Origin of the sequence: Burkholderia sp. BCC0419, from assembly GCF_902830285.1 — a bacterium.
Taxonomy (GTDB): Bacteria; Pseudomonadota; Gammaproteobacteria; order Burkholderiales; family Burkholderiaceae; genus Burkholderia.
Genome location: NZ_CADESR010000001.1, coordinates 1,027,261 through 1,046,751, shown reverse-complemented (window position 1 = coordinate 1,046,751; position 19,491 = coordinate 1,027,261). Strand labels below are relative to the sequence as shown.

The following is a 19,491-nucleotide window of genomic DNA, read 5'->3' as shown; positions in this document are numbered from 1 at the left end:
ACCAGGAATCGCATTCATGACTTCGCTCCTTCATCCGCCCGTGTTCCGCGTCGCCGACCGTCAGGCGAACCGTGTGCTGCTCGCGTCCGATACCGGTGCCACCCTCGAAATCTTCGTGCTCGAGGACGACATCGTGCGGGTGCGCGTGCTGCCCGACGCGACCGCGCGCAACCCGCGCACGTGGACGATCGCGCCCGGTCTCGACGACGTGCCGGTCGACGGGCGCGACCGCCTCGACCTAAGCGGCTTCGCGCTGCCCCACTACGACTTCGCCGAAGACGACGACGGCGTGCGCATCGAAACCGCGCAGATCCGGCTCGCGGTGCGCCGGCAAGGCGGCCATTGCACGTGGTCGATGCGCGGCGCGGACGGCGCATGGCGCGTCGCGCTCGCCGACCGCGCGACACAGGCGTACAACTTCGGCTGGTGGGACGATCGCGCGTATCACTACGTCGCCCGCGAGCGCGGCGACAAGGTATTCGGCCTCGGCGAACGCGCAGGCGAACTCGACCGCACGGGCGCGCGCTTCGAGATGCGCAACATCGACGCGATGGGCTACAGCGCGAAGCACACCGACCCGCTGTACAAGCACATCCCGTTCTACATCACGTGGTCGCCGGATGCGTGCCAGGGCTTCGGGCTGTTCTACGACACGCTGTCCGACTGCGCATTCGACATGGGCCGCGAGCTCGACAACTATCACGGGCTCTATCGTTATTTCGTCGCCGAGCACGGCGATCTCGACTACTACTTCATCGCGTCGCCCGCTACGCCGCTCGCGGCCGCGCGGCGCTTCACGTGGCTGACCGGGCGCCCGGCGCGCACGCCGAAATGGGGGCTCGGCTATTCGGGCTCGACGATGAGCTACACCGATGCGCCGGACGCGCAGCAGCAGATGAACCAGTTCGTCGAGCAGTGCGACGCGCATGACATCCTGTGCGATTCGTTCCACCTGTCGTCGGGCTATACGTCGATCGGCGCGAAGCGCTACGTGTTCAACTGGAACCGCGACAAGTTCCCCGACGCGAAGGGCTTCGTGCGGCACTACCGCGACCACGGCATCCGCCTGTGCGCGAACATCAAGCCGTGCCTGCTGCGTGACCATCCGGCGTTCGACGAAGCAGCGACGCGCGGGCTGCTGATCCGCTCGGCGTCGGGCGAGCCCGCATGGGTGCAGTTCTGGGACGAAGTCGGCGCGTACCTCGACTTCACGCAGCCGGACGCGTACCGCTGGTGGCGCGAGCAGGTCACGTCGGCGCTGCTGGAATACGGGATCGAGTCGACCTGGAACGACAACAACGAATACGAGATCTGGTCGCCCGACGCGATCGCGCACGGCTTCGGCGCACCGTTTCCGGCGCGCGAAGCGAAGGTGCTGCAGACGATGCTGATGATGCGCGCGTCGCGCGATGCGCAGCGCGCGCATGCGCCGGCGCGGCGGCCGTTCCTCGTGTCGCGCTCCGGCGGCGCCGGCATGCAGCGTTACGTGCAGACGTGGTCCGGCGACAACTACACGTCGTGGGAAACGCTGCGCTACAACCTGAAGATGGGCCTCGGGCTCGCGCTGTCGGGCGTGTCGAACATCGGCCACGACATCGGCGGCTTCTCCGGCCCCGCGCCGTCGCCCGAATTGCTGCTGCGCTGGGTGCAGTTCGGCATCTTCATGCCGCGCTTCAGCATCCATTCGTGGAACGACGACGGCACCGTCAACGAACCGTGGATGTACCCGGAGATCACCGCGCAGGTCGCGTCGCTGATCAAGCAGCGCTACCGGCTGCTGCCCTACCTCTATCACCTGCTGTGGCTGTCGACGACGCGCTACGAGCCCGTGCTGCGGCCGACCTTCGCCGATTTCCCCGGCGATGCACGCTGCTACGACGCATGCGACGACATGATGCTCGGCGACGCGCTGCTGGTCGCGCCGGTCGTCGATCCCGGCCTGACCGAGCGCACGGTGTATCTGCCGTCGGGCGCACGCTGGACGTGCTGCGCGAGCGCGCAGTCGTTCGACGGCGGCGCGAGCGTGACGCTGCCCGCGCCGCTCGACACGTCGGTGATGCTGCTGCGCGAAGGCCGCGTGCTGCCGCTGAACGTCGCCGAACAGCATTTCGGTGCGCGCGCCGATACGCGCGGCTTCCTCGTCGCACCGCGGATCGAGGACGGCGTCGCGTACGGCGAATGCGTGGAGGACGACGGCGAGACGGAAGCGTGGCGCGACGGCGAATACGGACTGTGGCGCATCGAGACCGGCCGCGAGGCGTCAGGCGTGCTCGGCGTGTCGATCCGCTGGGACGGCCGCCCCGCGCGCCCGGCCGACCGCGTCGAGATCCTGCTGCCCGGGTCGCTGCAAGGCCCCGTTGCCGTGCACGGTGCGCGCGTCGAGCAGGATGCGCAGGATGGCGCGTGGCGCCGCCTCGTCGTCGCGTTCGACCACTGAGCCAACCCGATCAGGCGGGCCGTTCGCGCGGCCCGCCGCCTGCCACAGAGGAGGCATTCGACCTCCCGCCCCCGTGAAAAGATGAAGAGACTCCGGAGATCGACAATGAAAGCACCCGCCAACCGTTACGTAATCCTGATTTTATCGGCCGCGTCGCTCGGCACGACCGCCGCCCACGCGCAGAGCAGCGTCACGCTGTACGGCGTCGTCGACGATTCGCTCGCGTACGTGAACAACCAGCAGGGACACTCGAACGTGTACATGCGCGACGGCAACCTGTATGCGTCGAAGTTCGGTCTGCGCGGCGACGAGGATCTCGGCGGCGGCACGCATGCGATCTTCGACCTGCAGGCCGGCTTCAACCTGAATACGGGCGCGCAGGCCGCCGCCGGCACGATCTTCAATCGCCAGGCGTTCGTCGGCCTGCGCAACGTTCGCTACGGCACGGTCACGGCCGGCCGCCAGTACACGCCCTACTTCCTGTTCGTCGGCCCGTACGCGTCGAGCAGCTGGCTGACGGGCGCCACCGGCGCGCATCCGGGCGACATCGACGGCCTCGACACGACGATCCGCGTGAACAACTCGGTCACCTATACGTCGCCGACCTTCGCCGGGCTGACCGCGAGCGCGATGTATGCATTCGGCGGCATTGCCGGCGCGACCGGCAAGGGCAACACGTTCAGCGCCGCGCTGCGTTACGCGAACGGGCCGATCGGGATCGCGGCCGGCTACCTGCGGATTAACAGTTCCGGCTCGTCCACCGGCTTCCTGAATCCGGCCGCCGCATCGTCGGGCAGCTTCGCGGTGTCCGTGCTGAACCAGGGCTACCTGACCGCGAAGGCCGTCGAGCAGGTCGCGGCGGCCGGCAACTACACGCTCGGCGACCTGACGATGGGGCTCAACTATTCGAACGTGAAGTACCTGCCCGGCAACGGCTCGGCGTTCACCGACACGGCCGTGTTCAACACCTACGGCGCGCTTGCCGCGTACCGCTTCACGCCGACGTTCTCGGTGGCCGGCGCATTCGCGTACACGCTCGCGTCGAAGGCGAACGGCGTCGCGAACGCGGCCCGCTATCAGCAGGTCTCGCTGAAGGAGTCGTACAGCCTGTCGAAACGCACGACACTCTATGCGCTGCAGGCGTACACGCATTCGAGCGGGCGGACGCTCGGCGCGCAAGGCGCCGGCCACATCGTCGACGCGGCGCCGATCGTCGGCGATTCGCAGCAGCTCACGCCGTCGACGACGCACGGCCAGTTCGTCGGCATGGCCGGGATCGCCGTCACGTTCTGAACCCGCCCGGCGGCGCCTTCCGCGCGCCGCCTGCGCCCCGGACGATGCGCATGCCGCGCGCGCCGTCCGGGCGCCCGATCCGCATTCGCCGCGGCGTTTTCCCCGCCTCGCCGGCCCGCTGCGCGCACCGCGCGGGTTTTCTCGGTCGCCCCGATACCTTACAATCCGTCAGGCTCATCCCTTCTGCATGCCCCTTCTTGCAGTCCTGACACCGAGGTACACTCGACGCACGCCGTATCAGGGTCCGACGCGCGACGTGCGCGCCGGGCGGCGTCGCGCTTCGTTGCACCCACAACTGGATGCCCGCCATGCCGGATTCCCGTCCCTCGCCCCGCACGACATTCAAGCCGCAGGTCGTCCTGCCCGCGCTCGCCGTGATCGGCGCGCTACTCGTCGTGTGCACACTGCGCCCGAGCGAAGCCGGCGCACTGTTCTCCGCCGGCCAGCAATGGGTCATCGCACGGTTCGACTGGTTCTACGTGCTCGCCGTCACCGGCTTCCTCGTGTTTCTCGTGCTGATCGCCGCCAGCGACTTCGGCAACATCCGGCTCGGCCCGGACGATGCCGAACCCGAATTCAGCTTCGTGTCGTGGACGGCGATGCTGTTCGCGGCCGGCATGGGCATCGGCCTGATGTACTTCGGCGTCGGCGAGCCGATGCAGCATTTCCTGAAGCCGCCGACCGTCGATCCCGGCACGCCTGCCGCCGCGCGCGAGGCGATGCTGATGACCTTCTTCCACTGGGGCTTCCATGCGTGGGCGATCTACGGGCTGATGGGGCTCGTGCTCGCGTACTTCGGCTTCCGCTACAACCTGCCGCTCACGCTGCGCTCGGGGCTGTATCCGGTGCTGCGCGAGCGCATCAACGGCTGGATCGGTCACACGGTCGATGCGTTCGCGCTCGTCGGCACGGTCGCCGGGATCGCGACGACGCTCGGCTACGGCGTGATGCAGCTGAGCGCGGGCCTGCATACGGTCGCCGGGTGGGACACGGGCAGCAACCTGTTCCGCATCGGGCTCGTCGCGGTGGTCGTGATCCTCGCGGGCGTGTCGGCCGCGACCGGCCTCGACAAGGGCGTGCGCCGGCTGTCCGAGCTGAACCTGCTGCTCGCGTTCCTGCTGCTCGCCTTCGTGGTGGTCGCGGGCCCGACGGCATTCCTGCTGCGCGCGCTCGGCGACAACATCGGCCAGTACCTGTCGAGCCTCGTCGACCTGTCGTTCCGCACCTATGCATACGCGTCGCCGCGCGAGGAAGGCTGGTTCGGCGGCTGGACGATCCTCTACTGGGCATGGTGGGTGTCGTGGTCGCCGTTCGTCGGCATGTTCATCGCGCGCATCTCGCGCGGCCGCACGATCCGCCAGTTCGTGATCGGCGTGCTGCTCGTGCCGACCGCGTTCAACCTCGTCTGGATGACCGTGTTCGGCAACAGCGCGATCTGGCTCGATACGCACGGCGCGGCCGGCGCGCTCGCGCAGACGGCGACCAGCGTCGATGCGCTGCTGTTCCGCTTCTTCGATTTCCTGCCGTTGTCGCAACTGCTGTCGATCGTCGCGATCGTGCTGATCGCGGTGTTCTTCGTCACGTCCGCCGATTCGGGCGCGTTCGTGATCGACCAGATCGCGACGCGCGGCAACGCGCATTCGCCGGTCTGGCAGCGGCTGTTCTGGGCCGCGCTGCTCGGCGTGACGGCCGCGGTGCTGCTCGTCGCGGGCGGGCTCGGCGCGCTGCAGGCAATGACGCTGATCGCCGCGCTGCCGGTCGCCCTCATCATGCTCGCGCTCTGCTACGGGCTGTGGCGCGGGCTCGCGGCCGACCGCGCGCACTATTCGCAGGACATCGCGCCCGCGGCGAGCTTCTGGACCGGCCAGCACTGGCGCCATCGCCTGACGCACATCCTGCGGCAGACGACCGAGGCCGAGGCGCGCCAGTTCGTCGCGGAAACGGTCGAACCCGCGCTGCGCAAGGTCGCCGACGAGCTGCGCGCGAGCGGCGTCGATGCGCACGTGCAGCGCGACAGCGACGATGCGGTGCGGCTCACCGTGCCGACCGCCGAACATCGCGATTTCGTGTACGGCGTGCGCGTCACCGCGAAATCCGCGGCCGCGTTCCTGGTGCGCGAGGCGGCCGAGCCGGACGAGTCGCGTGCGCACGTCCATGGCATCGTCACGTTTTTCGAGGACGGCCGGCTCGGCTACGACGTCGAATACCTGCGCGGCGACGAAGTGATCGCCGACGTGCTGCGCCAGTACGAGCGCTACGTGTCGCTCGCCGCGGACAAACGCACGCACCTGCTGAGCCGTGCGCCGGGGCACGCGACGGAGGCCGAATGAGCGGGCTGCTGCAAAGCCGCGCTGTCGACGTCATCGCGCTCGGCACGCTCGCCGTGCTGTACCTCGGCGGCGCCGGCGTCGCGCTGTGGCGAATCCGCGCCGCGGCGCCGCTCGGCAAGGTCTACTGGATCGTCTGCGCGGCGCTGCTCGCCGGCGGCGCCGTCGCGATGGGCGGCAACCTGTCGCCGGTGCCGAACAGCGGCGAGATGCCGCCCGGTTTCGCGCTCGGCGTCGAGGCCGTCCTGCTCGGCCTCGTGCTGGTGGCCGGTGGCTGCGCGTGGCTGATGCTGCGCGCGCGGAAGCGCTGACGCACGCGCGTCGTCACGGCCGCTTCGTCACGCGGGAACGGTCACCTGCGGGGCGGACGGGCGGCCAATCCCTCCCTGATCCGCTGCTTTCACGCTACACATCTGCGGTCGGCGCGCGCGCCGTCACGAGCCAGCACGCCGCATCGAAACGCACCTCGGCGCCCTGCACGTACGGCTCGAACGCCGCGCGCAGCGTGTCGATTACGCGCCGCCGCGTCGCTTCGTCCGTCTCCAGCAACGCAAGGCCTACCGGGCCCAGCCGGGCAATGTAGTCGTCCAGCGCGGACGCCGGCAGCACGCATGCCCGATCGACCGGCTCGATCGCAACGTCGGCCCAGCCGCTGTCCGACAGTACCGACGCGATCCGCTGCCGGTCGCCGAACGCGAACTGCCCCGGTGCGCCGGGCTGCCGCGCGGGCAGGTTCGGCAGCAGCGGCGCGGCCGCCCGCTCGGCCGTCGTCATGAACGGGTTGTCGGCCGCGCCGCGCCACGCGACGAACCGCATCTGCGCGCCGGGCCGCGCCGCCTGCCGCAGGTTCGCGAACGCCCGCACCGGATCGTCGAAGAACATCACGCCGAGGCGCGACACGATCAGGTCGACGCTCGCCGGCTCGAACGCATGCGTCTGCCCGTCCGCGCACACGAACCGGGCGCGCAGGCCGCTGCGTTCGGCACGCGCCCGGGCGGCGTCGATCATCCGCGCCGAAATGTCGATGCCCGTGCACTGCGCGTTCGCGCCGAGCCGTCGCGCGATCGCGAGCGTGACCGCGCCCGTGCCGCAGCCGACATCGAGCACACGGGTTGCAGACGACGCTGCCGCGGCATCCGCCAGCAGCGTTTCGAACGGCTCGAACATCCGGTCCATCGGCGCCTGCGCATCGACCCATGCGCGCCCCGACGGACCGTTCCATAGCGCCGATTGCGCTTCGTTGGGCCGGTTGGCTTTCATCGTCGATTCCCTTCCGATTCATTGATGACGAACCGGACTGTGCTGCTTCAAGCCGGCTTGAAGTCAAGGCCAGTGTGCACCCGCGTCGCGCCCCGTTTTTTTCATATTTCTTACATTTGCGCTGCGTATCGTTGACGACTTTCCTACGGTGCCTCTCCCTCCCATGCGACGATTCCTCACGCGCGCGCTGCTCGTGCGCTGCGCCCCGCTTGCTGCCCTCGCCGCGCTGTCCGCGTGCTCGAATCACATCGATACGCCGAACGATCCGGCCAGCGCGTCGGCCAACGTCCAGGCCGCATGGGTCGAGATCGGCGATGCGAACCAGGCGATCGCGCGCGTGATCACGAACTACACGCCCACGTCGGCCGGCGATCCGCTGTGCCCACAATTGACCGTCGACGGCAAGGTGTCGCGCATGGCGCTGCGCGCGGGCGCCGCGACCGTCGCCCAGCGGCCGACCGCCAGCGACCCGGCCGATTCGAAACCGTCGAGCTTTCCCGTGTCCGTCTGCGAAACCACGCTGCCGGCCGGCGCGCAAGCGGCCAGCGTCGCGGGCCGCACGCTGCCGCTGCCGAAAGCGCAGCCGCAGCGCATCGCGATCATCGCCGACACGGGCTGCCGGATGAAGAAGGCCGACAACGCATGGCAGGCGTGCAACGATGCCGCGGTCTGGCCGCTCGACACGATCGCGGCCAGCGTCGCGAAGCTGTCGCCCGATCTCGTGCTGCACGTCGGCGACTACCACTATCGCGAGAACGCGTGCCCGCCGGACATCGCCGGCTGCAAGGACAGCCCGTGGGGCTACGGCTGGGATACGTGGCAGGCCGACCTGTTCCGTCCGGCCGCGCCGTTGCTCGCGAAGGCGCCGTGGGTCGTCGTCCGCGGCAATCACGAGGAATGCGCGCGGGCGGGCCAGGGCTGGTTCCGCTTCCTCGACCCGCGCCCGTATTCGGCCGCACGCTCGTGCGACGATCCGGCCAACGACAACAACGCGAACTATTCGGAGCCCTATGCGGTATCGCTCGGCAGCGGCTCGCAGGTGATCGTGTTCGACACCGCGAAGGTCGGCCGCACGCCGCTCAAGACGACCGACGCGCAGTTCGGCATCTACCAGAAGCAGTTCCAGACGGTCGCGGCGCTCGCGTCGAAGGCCGGCATGACGACGACGATCTTCACGAACCATCATCCGATCCTCGCGTTTGCGCCGATCGCCGGCAGCACGCCGGCGCCGGGCAACCTCGCGCTGCAGTCGGTGATGTCGAGCCTCAACGCGCAGGCGTACTACCCGCCGGGCGTGCACGTCGCGCTGCACGGCCACGTGCACGATTTCCAGGCGATCAACTTCTCGTCCGGGCACCCGGCGACGATCGTGTCCGGCAACGGCGGCGACAACCTCGACGTCGCGCTGCCCGACCCGTTCCCGGCCGGCCTGACGCCCGCGCCGGGCGCCGTGATCGAGCGGCTGTCGCACAACAACAGCTTCGGTTTCCTGATCATGGAGCGCAACGCCGCGCCGGCGACGGGCTGGGTGTTCCGCGCATATTCGGCGGCCGGCAAGCTACTGGCGTCGTGCAACCAGTCGGGCACGACGCTCGCCTGCGACAAGACGGGGTTCATCGCGCCGTGACGGAAGAAGTTCGATGTGACGGCTACGGGGTGCGTGGCTGGCAGACGCTGCGCACGCTTGCCGCAACCGTGCTCGCCGGCCTGACGCTCGCGGCCCACGCCGCACCGGCCGAAACGGTGCTGCTTCCCGGCGCGCCGCCGTCGCGCGTCGTCGACACGATCGGCACCGGCACGCCGCAGGTAACGGGCAAGATCGACGCGGCCACCGCGCGCTTCGCGCCCGACCCGACGCTCGTCGCGCTCGGCCGCCGGATCTTCTTCGACCCGCGGCTGTCCGAGCCGCGCGGCATGTCGTGCGCGGGCTGCCACGATCCGGGCCGCGCGTTCGCGCCGACGCTGTCGGCCGCGTCGCTCGCGGGCCCCGGCGTGCCGGAAGGCAGCCGGCCCGGGCGCTTCAGCCAGCGCAATGCGCCGTCGCTGCTGTATGTGCGCTACGTGCCGCGCCGCCACTTCTACCAGGACGACGATGCGCCCGCGCCGTCGCCGTTCGGCGGCCTGTTCAGCGACGGTCGCGCGGATACGCTCGCCGAGCAGATCCGCGGGCCGCTGTTCGATCCGAACGAGATGAACAACCGGTCGCCGGCCGCGCTGCTGCGCAAGGTCGATGCGACCGAACTCGCGCCCGATCTCGCCGCGCGCTTCGGCGCGCCGGTGCGGCGCGATCCCGAACAACTGGTGCGCGCGCTGGGGTTGGCCGTCGAAGCCTATCTGCAGAGCGACGAGATGGCGCCGTTCACGTCGCGCTTCGACGCGTTCCTGCGCACGCGCACGCCGCTCGCGCCGGCCGAGATGCGCGGCCTCGCGCTGTTCCGGAATCCGGACAAGGGCAATTGCATGACCTGCCATACGCTGTCGGACACATCGAGCCGCCCGGAGCGCTCGCTGTTCACCGATTTCGGCTACGACGCGATCGCGGTGCCGCGCAACCGTGCGCTGCCGGCGAACCGCGATCCGCGCCATTTCGACAACGGGCTGTGCGACACCGCGCGGCGGCTGCGCTGGCCCGAACCGACGCAATGGTGCGGCTACCTGCGCACGCCGGGGCTGCGCAACGTCGCGGTCAAGCAGACGTTCATGCACAACGGCGTGTTCACGACGCTGCGCGACGCGGTCGCGTTCTACAACACGCGCTCGACCGATCCGGGCTTCTGGTATCACGGCGCCAACACGTTCGACGACGTGCCGGCCGCCTATCGCGGCAACATCAACGTCAACTCGACGCCGATGAACCGCCGGCCCGGCACGCCGCCCGCGCTGACCGACGCGGAAATCGACGACATCGTCGCGTTCCTCGGCACGCTGACCGACGCGCGCTATACCGGCCGCGCCGCCCCGGCCGCTCCCGCGGCCCGGATCACGCGCACCGCCGCGCCGGTGCGCTGACCCTGGCCGAACGGCCAGCCGACACGCCGCCGCTTGCGGTTAGCGCAAACACTGGTTATATTTACAGTACTGTATTTATGAACAGTGAGGTGCGCGATGGAACATCTGGTCCGTATCGTCAACGACACCGATCGCCAAGTACTGGCGTGGCTTCGTGCCCAGGTCGGCGATGCCCGCGTCGAGCGCGCGGCGCGTCAGCTTGGGCATACGCGCAAGCCCTTTCCGTCGGCCGTGTGCCGGTATCTGGGCATGAGCGTACCGGCCACGCTGCGGCCGGCCGCCGCCCGGCCGCGCGCGGCCCGCGATTTCTCGGTCGGCGATCGTTACCTGTCGCTGATTCGCCAGCACCTCGCCACGCACACGGTCGGCCGATGAAATGGCGGCGGCTTGCCGCTTCGGTACCGCGTCCGGCCGGCGCACTCGCGTATTCGGAAGTCCGGCGGGCCGCCGCCGTCGCGCTTACGCGGCCGCCGTGGCTTCCCGTACGAGGCGGCCGGGTGTGTCGAACGCCGCTTCGTGCGCCGCATCGAATACGCGCGTGCAGGCGAGCCGGATATAGCCATCGAAACGATCCGAATTCGAGAAGATCGAGCCGGGCGCGATCTTGACTCCAGCGCCAGCGCGGCATCGAACAGCGCATCGGAGCGCACGCCTTCCGGCAACGCGATCTCCAGCAGCATCCCGCCCGGCGGCTGGTTCATCCGCGTGCCGGCCGGGAAATACCGCGCAATCGCGTCGATCGTCACGTCGCGCTGCACGCGCAACTGTTCGCGAAACCGGTGCAGGTGCCGATCGAATGCGCCGGAGCCGACGAATTCGGCGGCCACGGCCTGCAGCAACGCGGCGTTATGTCGACTCTGAGCGAATTTCAGCATCCTCACGCGCGCCTGCCAGCGGCCCGCACTCATCCAGCCGAGCCGCATCCCGGGAGCCAGCACCTTGTTGAACGACGGGCAGTAGATCACCGTGCCGTCGCGGTCCCATGCCTTGACCGGCCTGACTGCCTGCGGCGCCTCGACGAGTTCGCGATATGGCTCGTCCTCGATCACGGCCACGCCGTGGCGCGAACACAGCGCGACGAGCGCGGCCTTGCGCTCGTCCGGCATCACGCAGCCGAGCGGGTTTTGCAGGTTCGGCACGACGACCACGGCCCGGATGTCCGGATAGGCAGTCAGTGCCACCTCCAGCGCCTCGATCGACAGGCCCGTCGTCGGGCTGGCGGGGATTTCAAGCGCCCGCAGGCCGAGACTTTCGAGCAACTGGATCAGGCCGAAGAAGGCCGGCGATTCGATCGCGATCGTGTCGCCGGGCCGCGCGACCGCACGCAACGCCAGATTCACCGCATCGACGCCACCGCTCGTCGACATCACGTCATCCGGCGTCAGCGTCACGCCGTACGACAGCGCGCGTTTGGCCATCGTCTGCCGGAATTCGGGCGAACCGCCGACGGGCCCCGCATCGGTCAGCAGCGTGGGCTTGCGCCGCAGCAGGCGGATCGCCAACGCCTGCAGGCGCTCGGTCGGATACAGCGCGGCGTGCGCGGATGCGCCGCCGAGATTCAGCGCATCGGTCGCCGCGTTCGCACGGTCGATCACACGCGATACGCGTTCGTGCAGGCCCGCGAACGGCGGCTCGATGTTCAGCGGCGGCCCGTCGCTTTCCGGCAGCGTGTCGAGCACGGCCGCCGCGCGGCGACGCACGAAATACCCCGAACGCGGCTTCGCCTCGCACCAGCCCGTCTCCTCGAGTCGACGAAACGCCTGGATCGCGGTCGAGAGGCTCACGCCATGCTGCGCCATGAACGCGCGGACCGACGGCATCCGGTCGCCGGGCGACAACGTGCCGGCCGCGATGATACGGCGGTAATGTTCGGCGAGCCGTTCGTAAAGCGGTTCGCCGTTCATCGGCAAAGGCGTGCGGGATGCGTCGGCGAAAGGCGTCATGCGAGCCATCGTGCCCGCGCCCCCCGGCACACGCCAGATACAGATTCGGGGAAAACCCACCGATACAGCGGCTCGAAATCATCGCCTGCACCGCAACAGATTCCCGTCCCCTGAATCTGTCGTGCGCGCGCCCGTTTCCCTAACCTGATTGCACGCTGTCGCCTCGTCGTCGCGAGGCCGCGCAACCGAAGCAACCGGGAAAAGGAATCGCCATGCGGACACAACACCTTCGGCTCGCCGCCGGGCAAAGCCACTTTGCGTGGTTCGACAAGGGCAGCCAGATGATCGTGCTGGACGGCGCGCTCACGGTCACGCTGCGCCACGGCGGACTCGACTGGCTGCCCGATGCACCGCAATACCTTCGCCGCGAACTCGCCGAAGGCGAATGCCTGACGGTCGAAACAGCCGGTCACGTCGCGCTGTCGGCTGGCGGCACCGGCGCGGTCAGCACGACGATCGTGGAACCCTCGAGCCGAACAGGCGTGCGCTCGGTGTGGCGCGAGATCCTGCGCCGGCTGTCCGGCCGAGTACGCGGCGGCCGCCACGTAAACGGGCATTTCTGATATCGCGACTTGCTTGTCGCAGGAGGCGCGGGGGCGCCATCGCATCATCGCGGTGCCCAACGAACGCACGACGTTCCCGGCATCCTCGGGCCCGCAGCGCGCCCTCCGTCACGGTGCGTTCCGCCGGCGCTCGATCCACTCGAACAGCGCCATCCCGGCCAGCATCGCGACGACGAACCCGAGCCCCTTGGCCGACCCGAAGCCGATCGACACGATCGCGGGCCCCGGGCAGAACCCGGCAAGCCCCCAGCCGATGCCGAACACCGCGCTTCCCGCGACCAGGCGCACGGTAATCGCCCGCAACGCCGGCAACTGCATCGGCAGGCCGAGCCACGACCGTGTCCGGCGCTTCGCCCACGCGAACGCGAACACCCCGACACCAATCGCGCCCGCCATCACGAACGCGAGCGACGGATCCCACCGGCCGGCCAGGTCGAGAAAACCGAGCACCTTCTGCGGATTGGCCATGCCCGACACGATGAGGCCGACGCCGAACAGCAGCCCCGCCAGAAACGCGAATCCTGCCTGCATGTCAGCCTCCCGGAACGTGCAGCCGCACGAAGACGGTCGCGAAGCCGGCGACCATGAAGGTCGCCGTCGCGACCACCGAACGCAGCGCTCCGCGCGAGATCCCGCACACGCCGTGACCGCTCGTGCAGCCGCCCGCGTACCGTGTACCGATCCCGACCAGCAGCCCGGCCGCCAGCAATTCAGGCCAGCTGGCGTCGATCTGCGGTATCAGGCTGCTCCCGACGAAGCGCATCGCAACGGGCGCGGCGATCATCCCGGCGATGAACGCCGCGCGCCAGCCGCGCTCTGCGTCGCCCGCCGTCAGCAAGCCGCCGACGATCCCGCTGATGCCGGCAATCCGGCCGTTGAACGCGACGAGCCACGCGGCCGCGAGCCCGATCAGCACGCCGCCGGCCAGCGACAGCCACGGCGTGAAATGAAACGCATCAACCTGCATCGCGCGCCTCCTTCGCGGCCGCTCCGCAAAACTGTTCGTACAGCACGCCCATCACCGCGACCACGGCCGGACTGTCGAGCGAATAGCGGATGGTCTTGCCTTCGCGGCGCGTACGGACCAGCGCGTTGTCCCGCAGCACACCGAGCTGCTGCGACAGCGTCGGTTGATGGATGTCCAGTCGCGCCTCGAGATCGCTCACGCAGCACTCGCCCTGCGACAGTTCGCACAGCAGCAGCAGCCGGTCGGGATTCGACATCACCTTGAGGAGCGCGCAGGCCGATTCGGCGGCGGCGCGCATCTGATCGGGCCCGGGCAGCCCGGCGGGAAGATCGTCGTTCATCAGAGCGGGAGTACGGTTAAAGAATGAATATTATATTTATTTATATAGCATTGCATCCCGCCGCTTGCCGGATCGGCAAGCGGACCGCCCCGCCTTCGATCAAGCCCGCCTGCCCGCCATCCCGTCGGCGGCCGCCGCGCGGTCCGCACCGGCGCGCACCACGCCGAGCGCCAGCACCGCGACCGCCGCGATCACGCAGGGCGCGGCAACGACAGCGAACGCGGTCGACAACGGCACGCCCATCGCCAGCATCGCGCCGCCCGCCATCGAACCGACCACCGAACCGCCCCGACCGATCCCGTTCGCCCAGCTCACGCCGGTCGTCCGGCACTCGGTCGGATAGAACGCGGCCGACAGCGCGTTCGCACCGACCTGCGAGCCCGATACGCAGAAGCCGGCGGCGAACACCGCGAGCGCAGCGCCCCACGGCGACCCGGCGAACACGCCGATCGCCGCGACGCAGGCGCCCGCCGCCGCATAGCTGCAGGCCAGCACGCGATGCGGATCGAAGCGGTCCATCAACCCGCCGAGGACGATCGCGCCGAGCGTGCCGCCGACCTGGAACATCGCGGTCACGCGCGCGGCCGTCTGCAAGGTCGCGCCGGTCGTGCGCAGCAGCGTCGGCAGCCAGCTCGACAGCAGGTAGATGACGAGCAGGCTCATGAAGAACGTGAGCCACAGCAGCAGCGTGCCGCGCAGCAGGTCGGCGGCGAACAGCCGGCCGAGCGGCGACCCGGCCGGCTTGCCGGCGGGCGCGATGAACGATGCGTGCGCGAGATGCGGGTCCGGCGCGATACGGCCGAGCATCCCCGCGATCCGCGTGGACGGCGCACCCTGGTTGACGAGATAGCGCACCGATTCCGGCAGTCGCCATGCGAGCAGCGGCAGGAGCAGCAGCGGCGCTACGCCGCCGACGACCAGCACCGCGCGCCAGCCGTGGTGCTCGATCAGCGACGCGGCCGCGAGCCCGCCGAGCGCGGAGCCGATCGTGAAACCGCAGAACATCGTCGTCACGAGCAGCGAGCGACGGCGCGCCGGACAGTATTCGGACGTCAGCGTGATCGCATTCGGCATCGCACCGCCCAGCCCGAGCCCGGTCACGAAGCGCCATACGATCAGCTCGGTCAGGCCGCCCGCGCTCGCCGACGCGGCGCTCGCGATGCCGAAGCACGCCACGCACGCGAGCAGCAGGCGCTTGCGGCCGAACCGGTCGCCGAACGGCCCGAACACGAGCGCGCCGGCCATCAGCCCAGCCAATCCCGCGCCGAACACCGGCGCGAGCTGCGCGGGCGACAAGCCCCATTCCGCGCGGATGACCGGCGCGATGAATCCGATCGACGCGGTATCGAACCCGTCGATCGCGACGATCAGAAAGCACAGGACGACGATCGCGGCCTGAAACGGCGCAATGCGATGCCGGTCGATCCATTCGCTGACGTCGATGGACAGCGTATCGGCCATGATGGTGTCTCCTCCAGGAAGGCGGCGCGCGTCGTATGTCGTTGAAATGCGCCGCCGGAATCGGGCTGAACGGGTGCGTTATGCGACCGTCTTCAGGCAATCCTGCGCACGCCAGCCGTGCAGCCAGTCGAGCGCGTCGTAGAACTGCGCGTCGGTGCGCCCGGCCCACAGCCCGTTGCGCACTTGCCGCTCGACGCCCTTCGCGTGATAGATCCGCCCCATCTCGCGTGCCGAATACAGCACGCGAGCGGTACGCGGAATCCGCACGCTTTGGTACAGCGCGAACGCGGCCTCGAAATCGCCGTCGGTCCGCGCAACGGCCGCGCCGAGCGTCACCGCATCCTCGAGCGCCTGGCACGCGCCCTGCGCGATGTATTGCGTCATCGGATGCGCGGCGTCGCCGAGCACCGTCGCGCGGCCCGCGCTCCAGCGCTCGACCGGATCGCGGTCGGCGGTCGCCCAGCGCTTCCACGACGTCGGCCGGTCGAGCATCTGTTTCGGCAGCGGATGGATGCCGTCGAAGTACGACAGCACTTCTTCCTTGCTGCCCTCGCGCACGCCCCAGGTCTCATGCTCGCGACTGTGGAACGTGACGACGAGGTTGTACTGCCGGCCGCCGCGCAGCGGATAGTGAACCAGATGGCAATGCGGGCCGGCCCACACGACCGGCGCATTGATCTGCAGATCCTTCGGCATGTCGTCGACGTCCACCACCGCGCGATACACGACATGGCCCGTCACGCGATGCGCATCGCCGATCAGCGCCTGACGGATCGCGGACTTCACGCCGTCGCAGCCGATCACCGCGTCGGCACGATAGCGTTCGCCATGCTGGTCGATCACGGTCACGCCGTTGCCGTCCTGCTCGAACCCGCACACCTGCGTGCTCGTCCGGAATTCGATCAGCGGGTGATCCTTGACCGCGTCGTAGATCGACAGGTGAATGTCCGCGCGATGAATCACCGCGTACGGGTTGCCGAAGCGTTCGCGATACGCGACGCCCGTATCGATGCGTGCGACCTCGCGCGCATCGATCGCATCCATCAGTTGCAGCCGGTCGGTCAACACCGCGCGACCGCGCGCCGCGTCGCCGACACCCAGCGCATCGAGCGCGTTGAACGCGTTCGCGGCGAGCTGGATGCCCGCGCCGATCTCGCCGATCCGCTCGGCCTGCTCGAGCAGCTTCACGCGAATGCCCTGACGCGCGAGCGCGAGCGCCGCCGCGAGCCCGCCGATACCGCCGCCGATCACGAGTACGCGCCGGCCGTTGTTGATTGTCTCGCCCATGTTTGTCTCCTGCTTCTTATTACGCGATTCGTGTTACGCGACGTAATCCGGTTGCCGCTGCGGTTGCGCGGCCTCGAACGCCGGCTCGTGCCGCGCGTGCTCAAACACCGCGAGGCAGCGCGGATACGCGCTCAGGTCGCAATCCATCCGCAACGCGTTCGCGACCTGCGGCACCAGGCACACGTCGGCCAGCGTCGGCGTGTCGCCGAAGCACCACGGGCCCTCGTCCGCGCGGGCCAGCAGCCGCTCGGCGCCGGCCATCCCTTCCGCGACCCAGTGCCGATACCACGCGGCCTTCTGCTGCGGCGTGACCTTCAGCTCGCTGTCGAGATAGCGCAGCACGCGCAGGTTGTTGATTGGATGGATATCGCAGGCAATCAGCGCCGCCAGTTCCAGCACGCGCGCGCGGCGCCGCGGTTCGAGCGGAATCAGCCGAGGCGTCGGCTGGATCTGGTCGAGGTAATCGAGGATCGCGAGCGACTGGCCGAGACGGAAATCGCCGTCGGTCAGCGCCGGCACCGTGGCCGACGGGTTCACCTGCGCGACGTAATCGGCGTCGCGATGCTCGCCGGCGCGGATGTTCACCGGCAGTGTGTCGTACGACAGCCCTTTCAGCGCGAGCGCGATGCGCACCCGGTAGGACGTCGAACTGTTGAAGAAGCTATGCAGTTGCACGATGTGACCTTTCGAGGAAATCGACAAGCGCGCGTCAGACCACGCGCACGGTCAGTTCGCCGAGACGCTCGACGCCGACCCTCATCACGTCGCCCGCGACCACCGCGCCGACCCCTTCGGGCGTGCCCGTGAAGATCACGTCGCCCGGTTCGAGGCGGAAGAACTTCGACAGGTCGGCCACCGTCTCCGCGACCGACCAGATCAGGTGCGACACGTCGCTCTTCTGCTTCGTCGCGCCGTTGACGGTCAGCCACAGGCCGCCCTGCTCGACATGACCGACGTCGCTCGCCGGATGCACGGGCCCGATCGGCGCCGAACGATCGAACGCCTTGCCGATCTCCCACGGCCGGCCCATCTCGCGCATCTTCATCTGCAGGTCGCGGCGCGTCATGTCGAGGCCGACCGCATAGCCCCACACGTGCTCGAGCGCGCGCTCGAGCGGAATGTCCGAGCCGCCCTTGCCGATCACCGCGACGAGTTCGGCTTCGTAGTGATAGTTCTGCGTCTGCGACGGATACGCGAGCTCGAGCGTATCGCCGTACGCAACCGGCACGATCGAATCGGCCGGCTTGCAGAAGAAGAACGGCGGCTCGCGATCGGGATCGAAGCCCATTTCGCGCGCATGGGCCGCGTAGTTGCGGCCGACGCAATAGACGCGGCGGACTGCAAACCGGGCGTCGCTGCCGGCGACGGGCAGCGCCACCGGCGCTTCGGGCGGGAATACGAAAGTCATGAACGGCTCCAGCGTAGGCATGAATGAAGGGATGCGCGCCGCACCCTCGGCGGCGCACGGAAAACGGATTGTCGAAAACAGCCGGCTGTCAGTCGCGCGCTTCGCGCAGCAGGTTCAGCGCGGACAGCACGGGCCGGTCGGAATAGCTGAACAGCACGCTGTCGGACGACGCCGACAGCCGCACCGGCGCCCACGACGGCGCGACGAAGATGTCGTGCGGCTCGAACGCGAACGCGTTGCCGCCTATCAATGCGGTGCCGCTGCCTTCGACGACGCAGTAGATGGTTGCGTCGGTGCTGCGGTACGGGCGGCCGTCGAAGCCGGCGGGCAGGAACTGCATGAAGGTGGCGATGGTCGGCATCGGCCAGCCGCCCGTCGCGGGGTTCACGTAGCGCAGCTTCACGCCGTCCCACGCATCGAGTTCGCCGTGCCGGTACAGCGCGTCGAGCGCCTCGCGGCTGCGTGCATACGGATAGCTGAACACCGGCGACGTCGGATCGCTGACGCGATGCCGCACCGGCACCATGTTGTGACCGAAGCGCGCGAAGCTGTCGCCTTCCAGGCGGTTCACCGGCTGCACGGCTTCCGGATAGTTCTCCGCGAAACCGGCGTCGAGAGTCGCGAGCAGCGGAATGTCGAGCCCGTCGAGCCACACGACCGGCTCGCCGCCGTCTTCCACCGACGGATTGCCGTGGTCGTGCCACGCCCACGACGGCGTGATGATGAAGTCGCCCGGATGCATCGTCGTGCGCTCGCCGTTCACGGCCGTCCACGCGCCGCGCCCTTCGACGATGAAGCGCAGCGCCGACTGCGTATGACGGTGGCTCGGTGCGATCTCGCCCGGCAGGATCAGCTGCAGCCCCGCATACAGGCTCGGCGTCATGCTCGACTTGCCCGGCAGCCCCGGGTTCTCCAGCACCAGCACGCGGCGCACCGCTTCTTCGGCGCTGATCACGCTGCCGGCCTGCATCACGAGGTCGCGTATCTGCGCATACTTCCAGATCGCGGCCTGCGCGGCCGGCTGCGGCGATGTCGGCACGAGGTTGTGCAGCGATTCCCACAGCGGCGCGAGGCGCTGCTCGGCGATCCGTGCGTAGTAAGCGGCGCGCGTCGTGTCCGGATGGGTCGTCATGATGTCTCCTTCGGGGCGGCCGATCGGCGTCGGCGCGATGTCGGGTCGGGGACCGTGCTGCAGT

At 69.1% G+C, this 19,491-nt stretch carries 17 protein-coding genes and 1 pseudogene; 8 read left to right on the top strand and 10 right to left on the bottom strand.

Features of this window, described 5'->3' with window-relative positions:
- Positions 1–16: 16 nt before the first annotated feature.
- The 4 genes from HWW87_RS04630 to HWW87_RS04615 all read left to right on the top strand — a co-directional run bounded on the left by HWW87_RS04630 (position 17) and on the right by HWW87_RS04615 (position 6,368).
- A complete protein-coding gene (locus HWW87_RS04630; protein WP_175819433.1) occupies positions 17–2,437 on the top strand; it encodes a glycoside hydrolase family 31 protein in 2,421 nt (806 codons plus the stop codon).
- Between the two features lie 105 nt (positions 2,438–2,542).
- Positions 2,543–3,730 carry a porin gene (locus HWW87_RS04625; protein ID WP_175819432.1) on the top strand — a complete coding sequence of 396 codons (1,188 nt, stop codon included), beginning with the start codon at positions 2,543–2,545 and terminating at the stop codon, positions 3,728–3,730.
- A gap of 308 nt (positions 3,731–4,038) precedes the next feature.
- On the top strand, positions 4,039–6,060 hold the full coding sequence (locus HWW87_RS04620) for a BCCT family transporter (RefSeq protein ID WP_175819431.1): 2,022 nt from the start codon (positions 4,039–4,041) through the stop codon (positions 6,058–6,060).
- Positions 6,057–6,368 (top strand): hypothetical protein, encoded by a 312-nt coding sequence (locus tag HWW87_RS04615; protein ID WP_175819430.1) that lies wholly within the window; start codon positions 6,057–6,059, stop codon positions 6,366–6,368. The genes HWW87_RS04620 and HWW87_RS04615 overlap by 4 nt, the downstream gene beginning before the upstream one ends.
- A gap of 94 nt (positions 6,369–6,462) precedes the next feature.
- Here HWW87_RS04615 and HWW87_RS04610 read toward each other — a convergent pair whose 3' ends face one another.
- A complete protein-coding gene (locus tag HWW87_RS04610; protein ID WP_175819429.1) occupies positions 6,463–7,317 on the bottom strand; it encodes a class I SAM-dependent methyltransferase in 855 nt (284 codons plus the stop codon).
- Between the two features lie 163 nt (positions 7,318–7,480).
- Here HWW87_RS04610 and HWW87_RS04605 point away from each other — a divergent pair, with 163 nt between their 5' ends.
- From HWW87_RS04605 to HWW87_RS04595, 3 genes are all read left to right on the top strand, one after another.
- Positions 7,481–8,944 carry a metallophosphoesterase gene (locus tag HWW87_RS04605; protein ID WP_175819428.1) on the top strand — a complete coding sequence of 488 codons (1,464 nt, stop codon included), beginning with the start codon at positions 7,481–7,483 and terminating at the stop codon, positions 8,942–8,944.
- Positions 8,941–10,326 (top strand): cytochrome c peroxidase, encoded by a 1,386-nt coding sequence (locus HWW87_RS04600; RefSeq protein ID WP_175819427.1) that lies wholly within the window; start codon positions 8,941–8,943, stop codon positions 10,324–10,326. The genes HWW87_RS04605 and HWW87_RS04600 overlap by 4 nt, the downstream gene beginning before the upstream one ends.
- 96 nt (positions 10,327–10,422) lie before the next feature.
- Positions 10,423–10,701 carry a hypothetical protein gene (locus HWW87_RS04595; protein WP_175819426.1) on the top strand — a complete coding sequence of 93 codons (279 nt, stop codon included), beginning with the start codon at positions 10,423–10,425 and terminating at the stop codon, positions 10,699–10,701.
- An 84-nt stretch (positions 10,702–10,785) separates the two neighbouring features.
- On the opposite strand, the pseudogene HWW87_RS04590 reads toward HWW87_RS04595, so the two are convergent.
- Positions 10,786–12,278, bottom strand: a pseudogene (locus tag HWW87_RS04590) (PLP-dependent aminotransferase family protein).
- A gap of 203 nt (positions 12,279–12,481) precedes the next feature.
- On the opposite strand from HWW87_RS04590, the gene HWW87_RS04585 reads away from it, so the two are divergent.
- Positions 12,482–12,832 (top strand): hypothetical protein, encoded by a 351-nt coding sequence (locus HWW87_RS04585; protein ID WP_175819425.1) that lies wholly within the window; start codon positions 12,482–12,484, stop codon positions 12,830–12,832.
- A gap of 108 nt (positions 12,833–12,940) precedes the next feature.
- Here HWW87_RS04585 and HWW87_RS04580 read toward each other — a convergent pair whose 3' ends face one another.
- The 8 genes from HWW87_RS04580 to gtdA form a co-directional block, all read right to left on the bottom strand.
- Positions 12,941–13,363: a DUF6691 family protein gene (locus tag HWW87_RS04580; protein ID WP_175819424.1), complete on the bottom strand. Its 423-nt coding sequence runs from the start codon at positions 13,361–13,363 to the stop codon at positions 12,941–12,943.
- Position 13,364: 1 nt separating this feature from the next.
- Positions 13,365–13,799 (bottom strand): YeeE/YedE family protein, encoded by a 435-nt coding sequence (locus HWW87_RS04575; protein ID WP_175819423.1) that lies wholly within the window; start codon positions 13,797–13,799, stop codon positions 13,365–13,367.
- The gene (locus HWW87_RS04570) at positions 13,789–14,139 is read right to left on the bottom strand and encodes a metalloregulator ArsR/SmtB family transcription factor (protein WP_174434644.1); all 351 of its coding nucleotides are present in this window, start codon (positions 14,137–14,139) and stop codon (positions 13,789–13,791) included. Before HWW87_RS04570 ends, HWW87_RS04575 begins: the two co-directional genes overlap by 11 nt.
- A gap of 99 nt (positions 14,140–14,238) precedes the next feature.
- Positions 14,239–15,600: an aromatic acid/H+ symport family MFS transporter gene (locus HWW87_RS04565; protein WP_175819422.1), complete on the bottom strand. Its 1,362-nt coding sequence runs from the start codon at positions 15,598–15,600 to the stop codon at positions 14,239–14,241.
- 78 nt (positions 15,601–15,678) lie between these two features.
- Complete coding sequence (locus HWW87_RS04560; protein ID WP_175819421.1) at positions 15,679–16,887, bottom strand: 3-hydroxybenzoate 6-monooxygenase; 1,209 nt, start codon at positions 16,885–16,887, stop codon at positions 15,679–15,681.
- A 33-nt stretch (positions 16,888–16,920) separates the two neighbouring features.
- A complete protein-coding gene (maiA, locus tag HWW87_RS04555; RefSeq protein ID WP_175819420.1) occupies positions 16,921–17,562 on the bottom strand; it encodes a maleylacetoacetate isomerase in 642 nt (213 codons plus the stop codon).
- Positions 17,563–17,596: 34 nt separating this feature from the next.
- Entirely contained in the window at positions 17,597–18,295 is a 699-nt protein-coding gene (locus tag HWW87_RS04550) for a fumarylacetoacetate hydrolase family protein (RefSeq protein ID WP_175819419.1), read from the bottom strand.
- Between the two features lie 88 nt (positions 18,296–18,383).
- Positions 18,384–19,427: a gentisate 1,2-dioxygenase gene (gene gtdA / locus HWW87_RS04545; RefSeq protein WP_175819418.1), complete on the bottom strand. Its 1,044-nt coding sequence runs from the start codon at positions 19,425–19,427 to the stop codon at positions 18,384–18,386.
- Between the last annotated feature and the right edge of the window lie 64 nt (positions 19,428–19,491).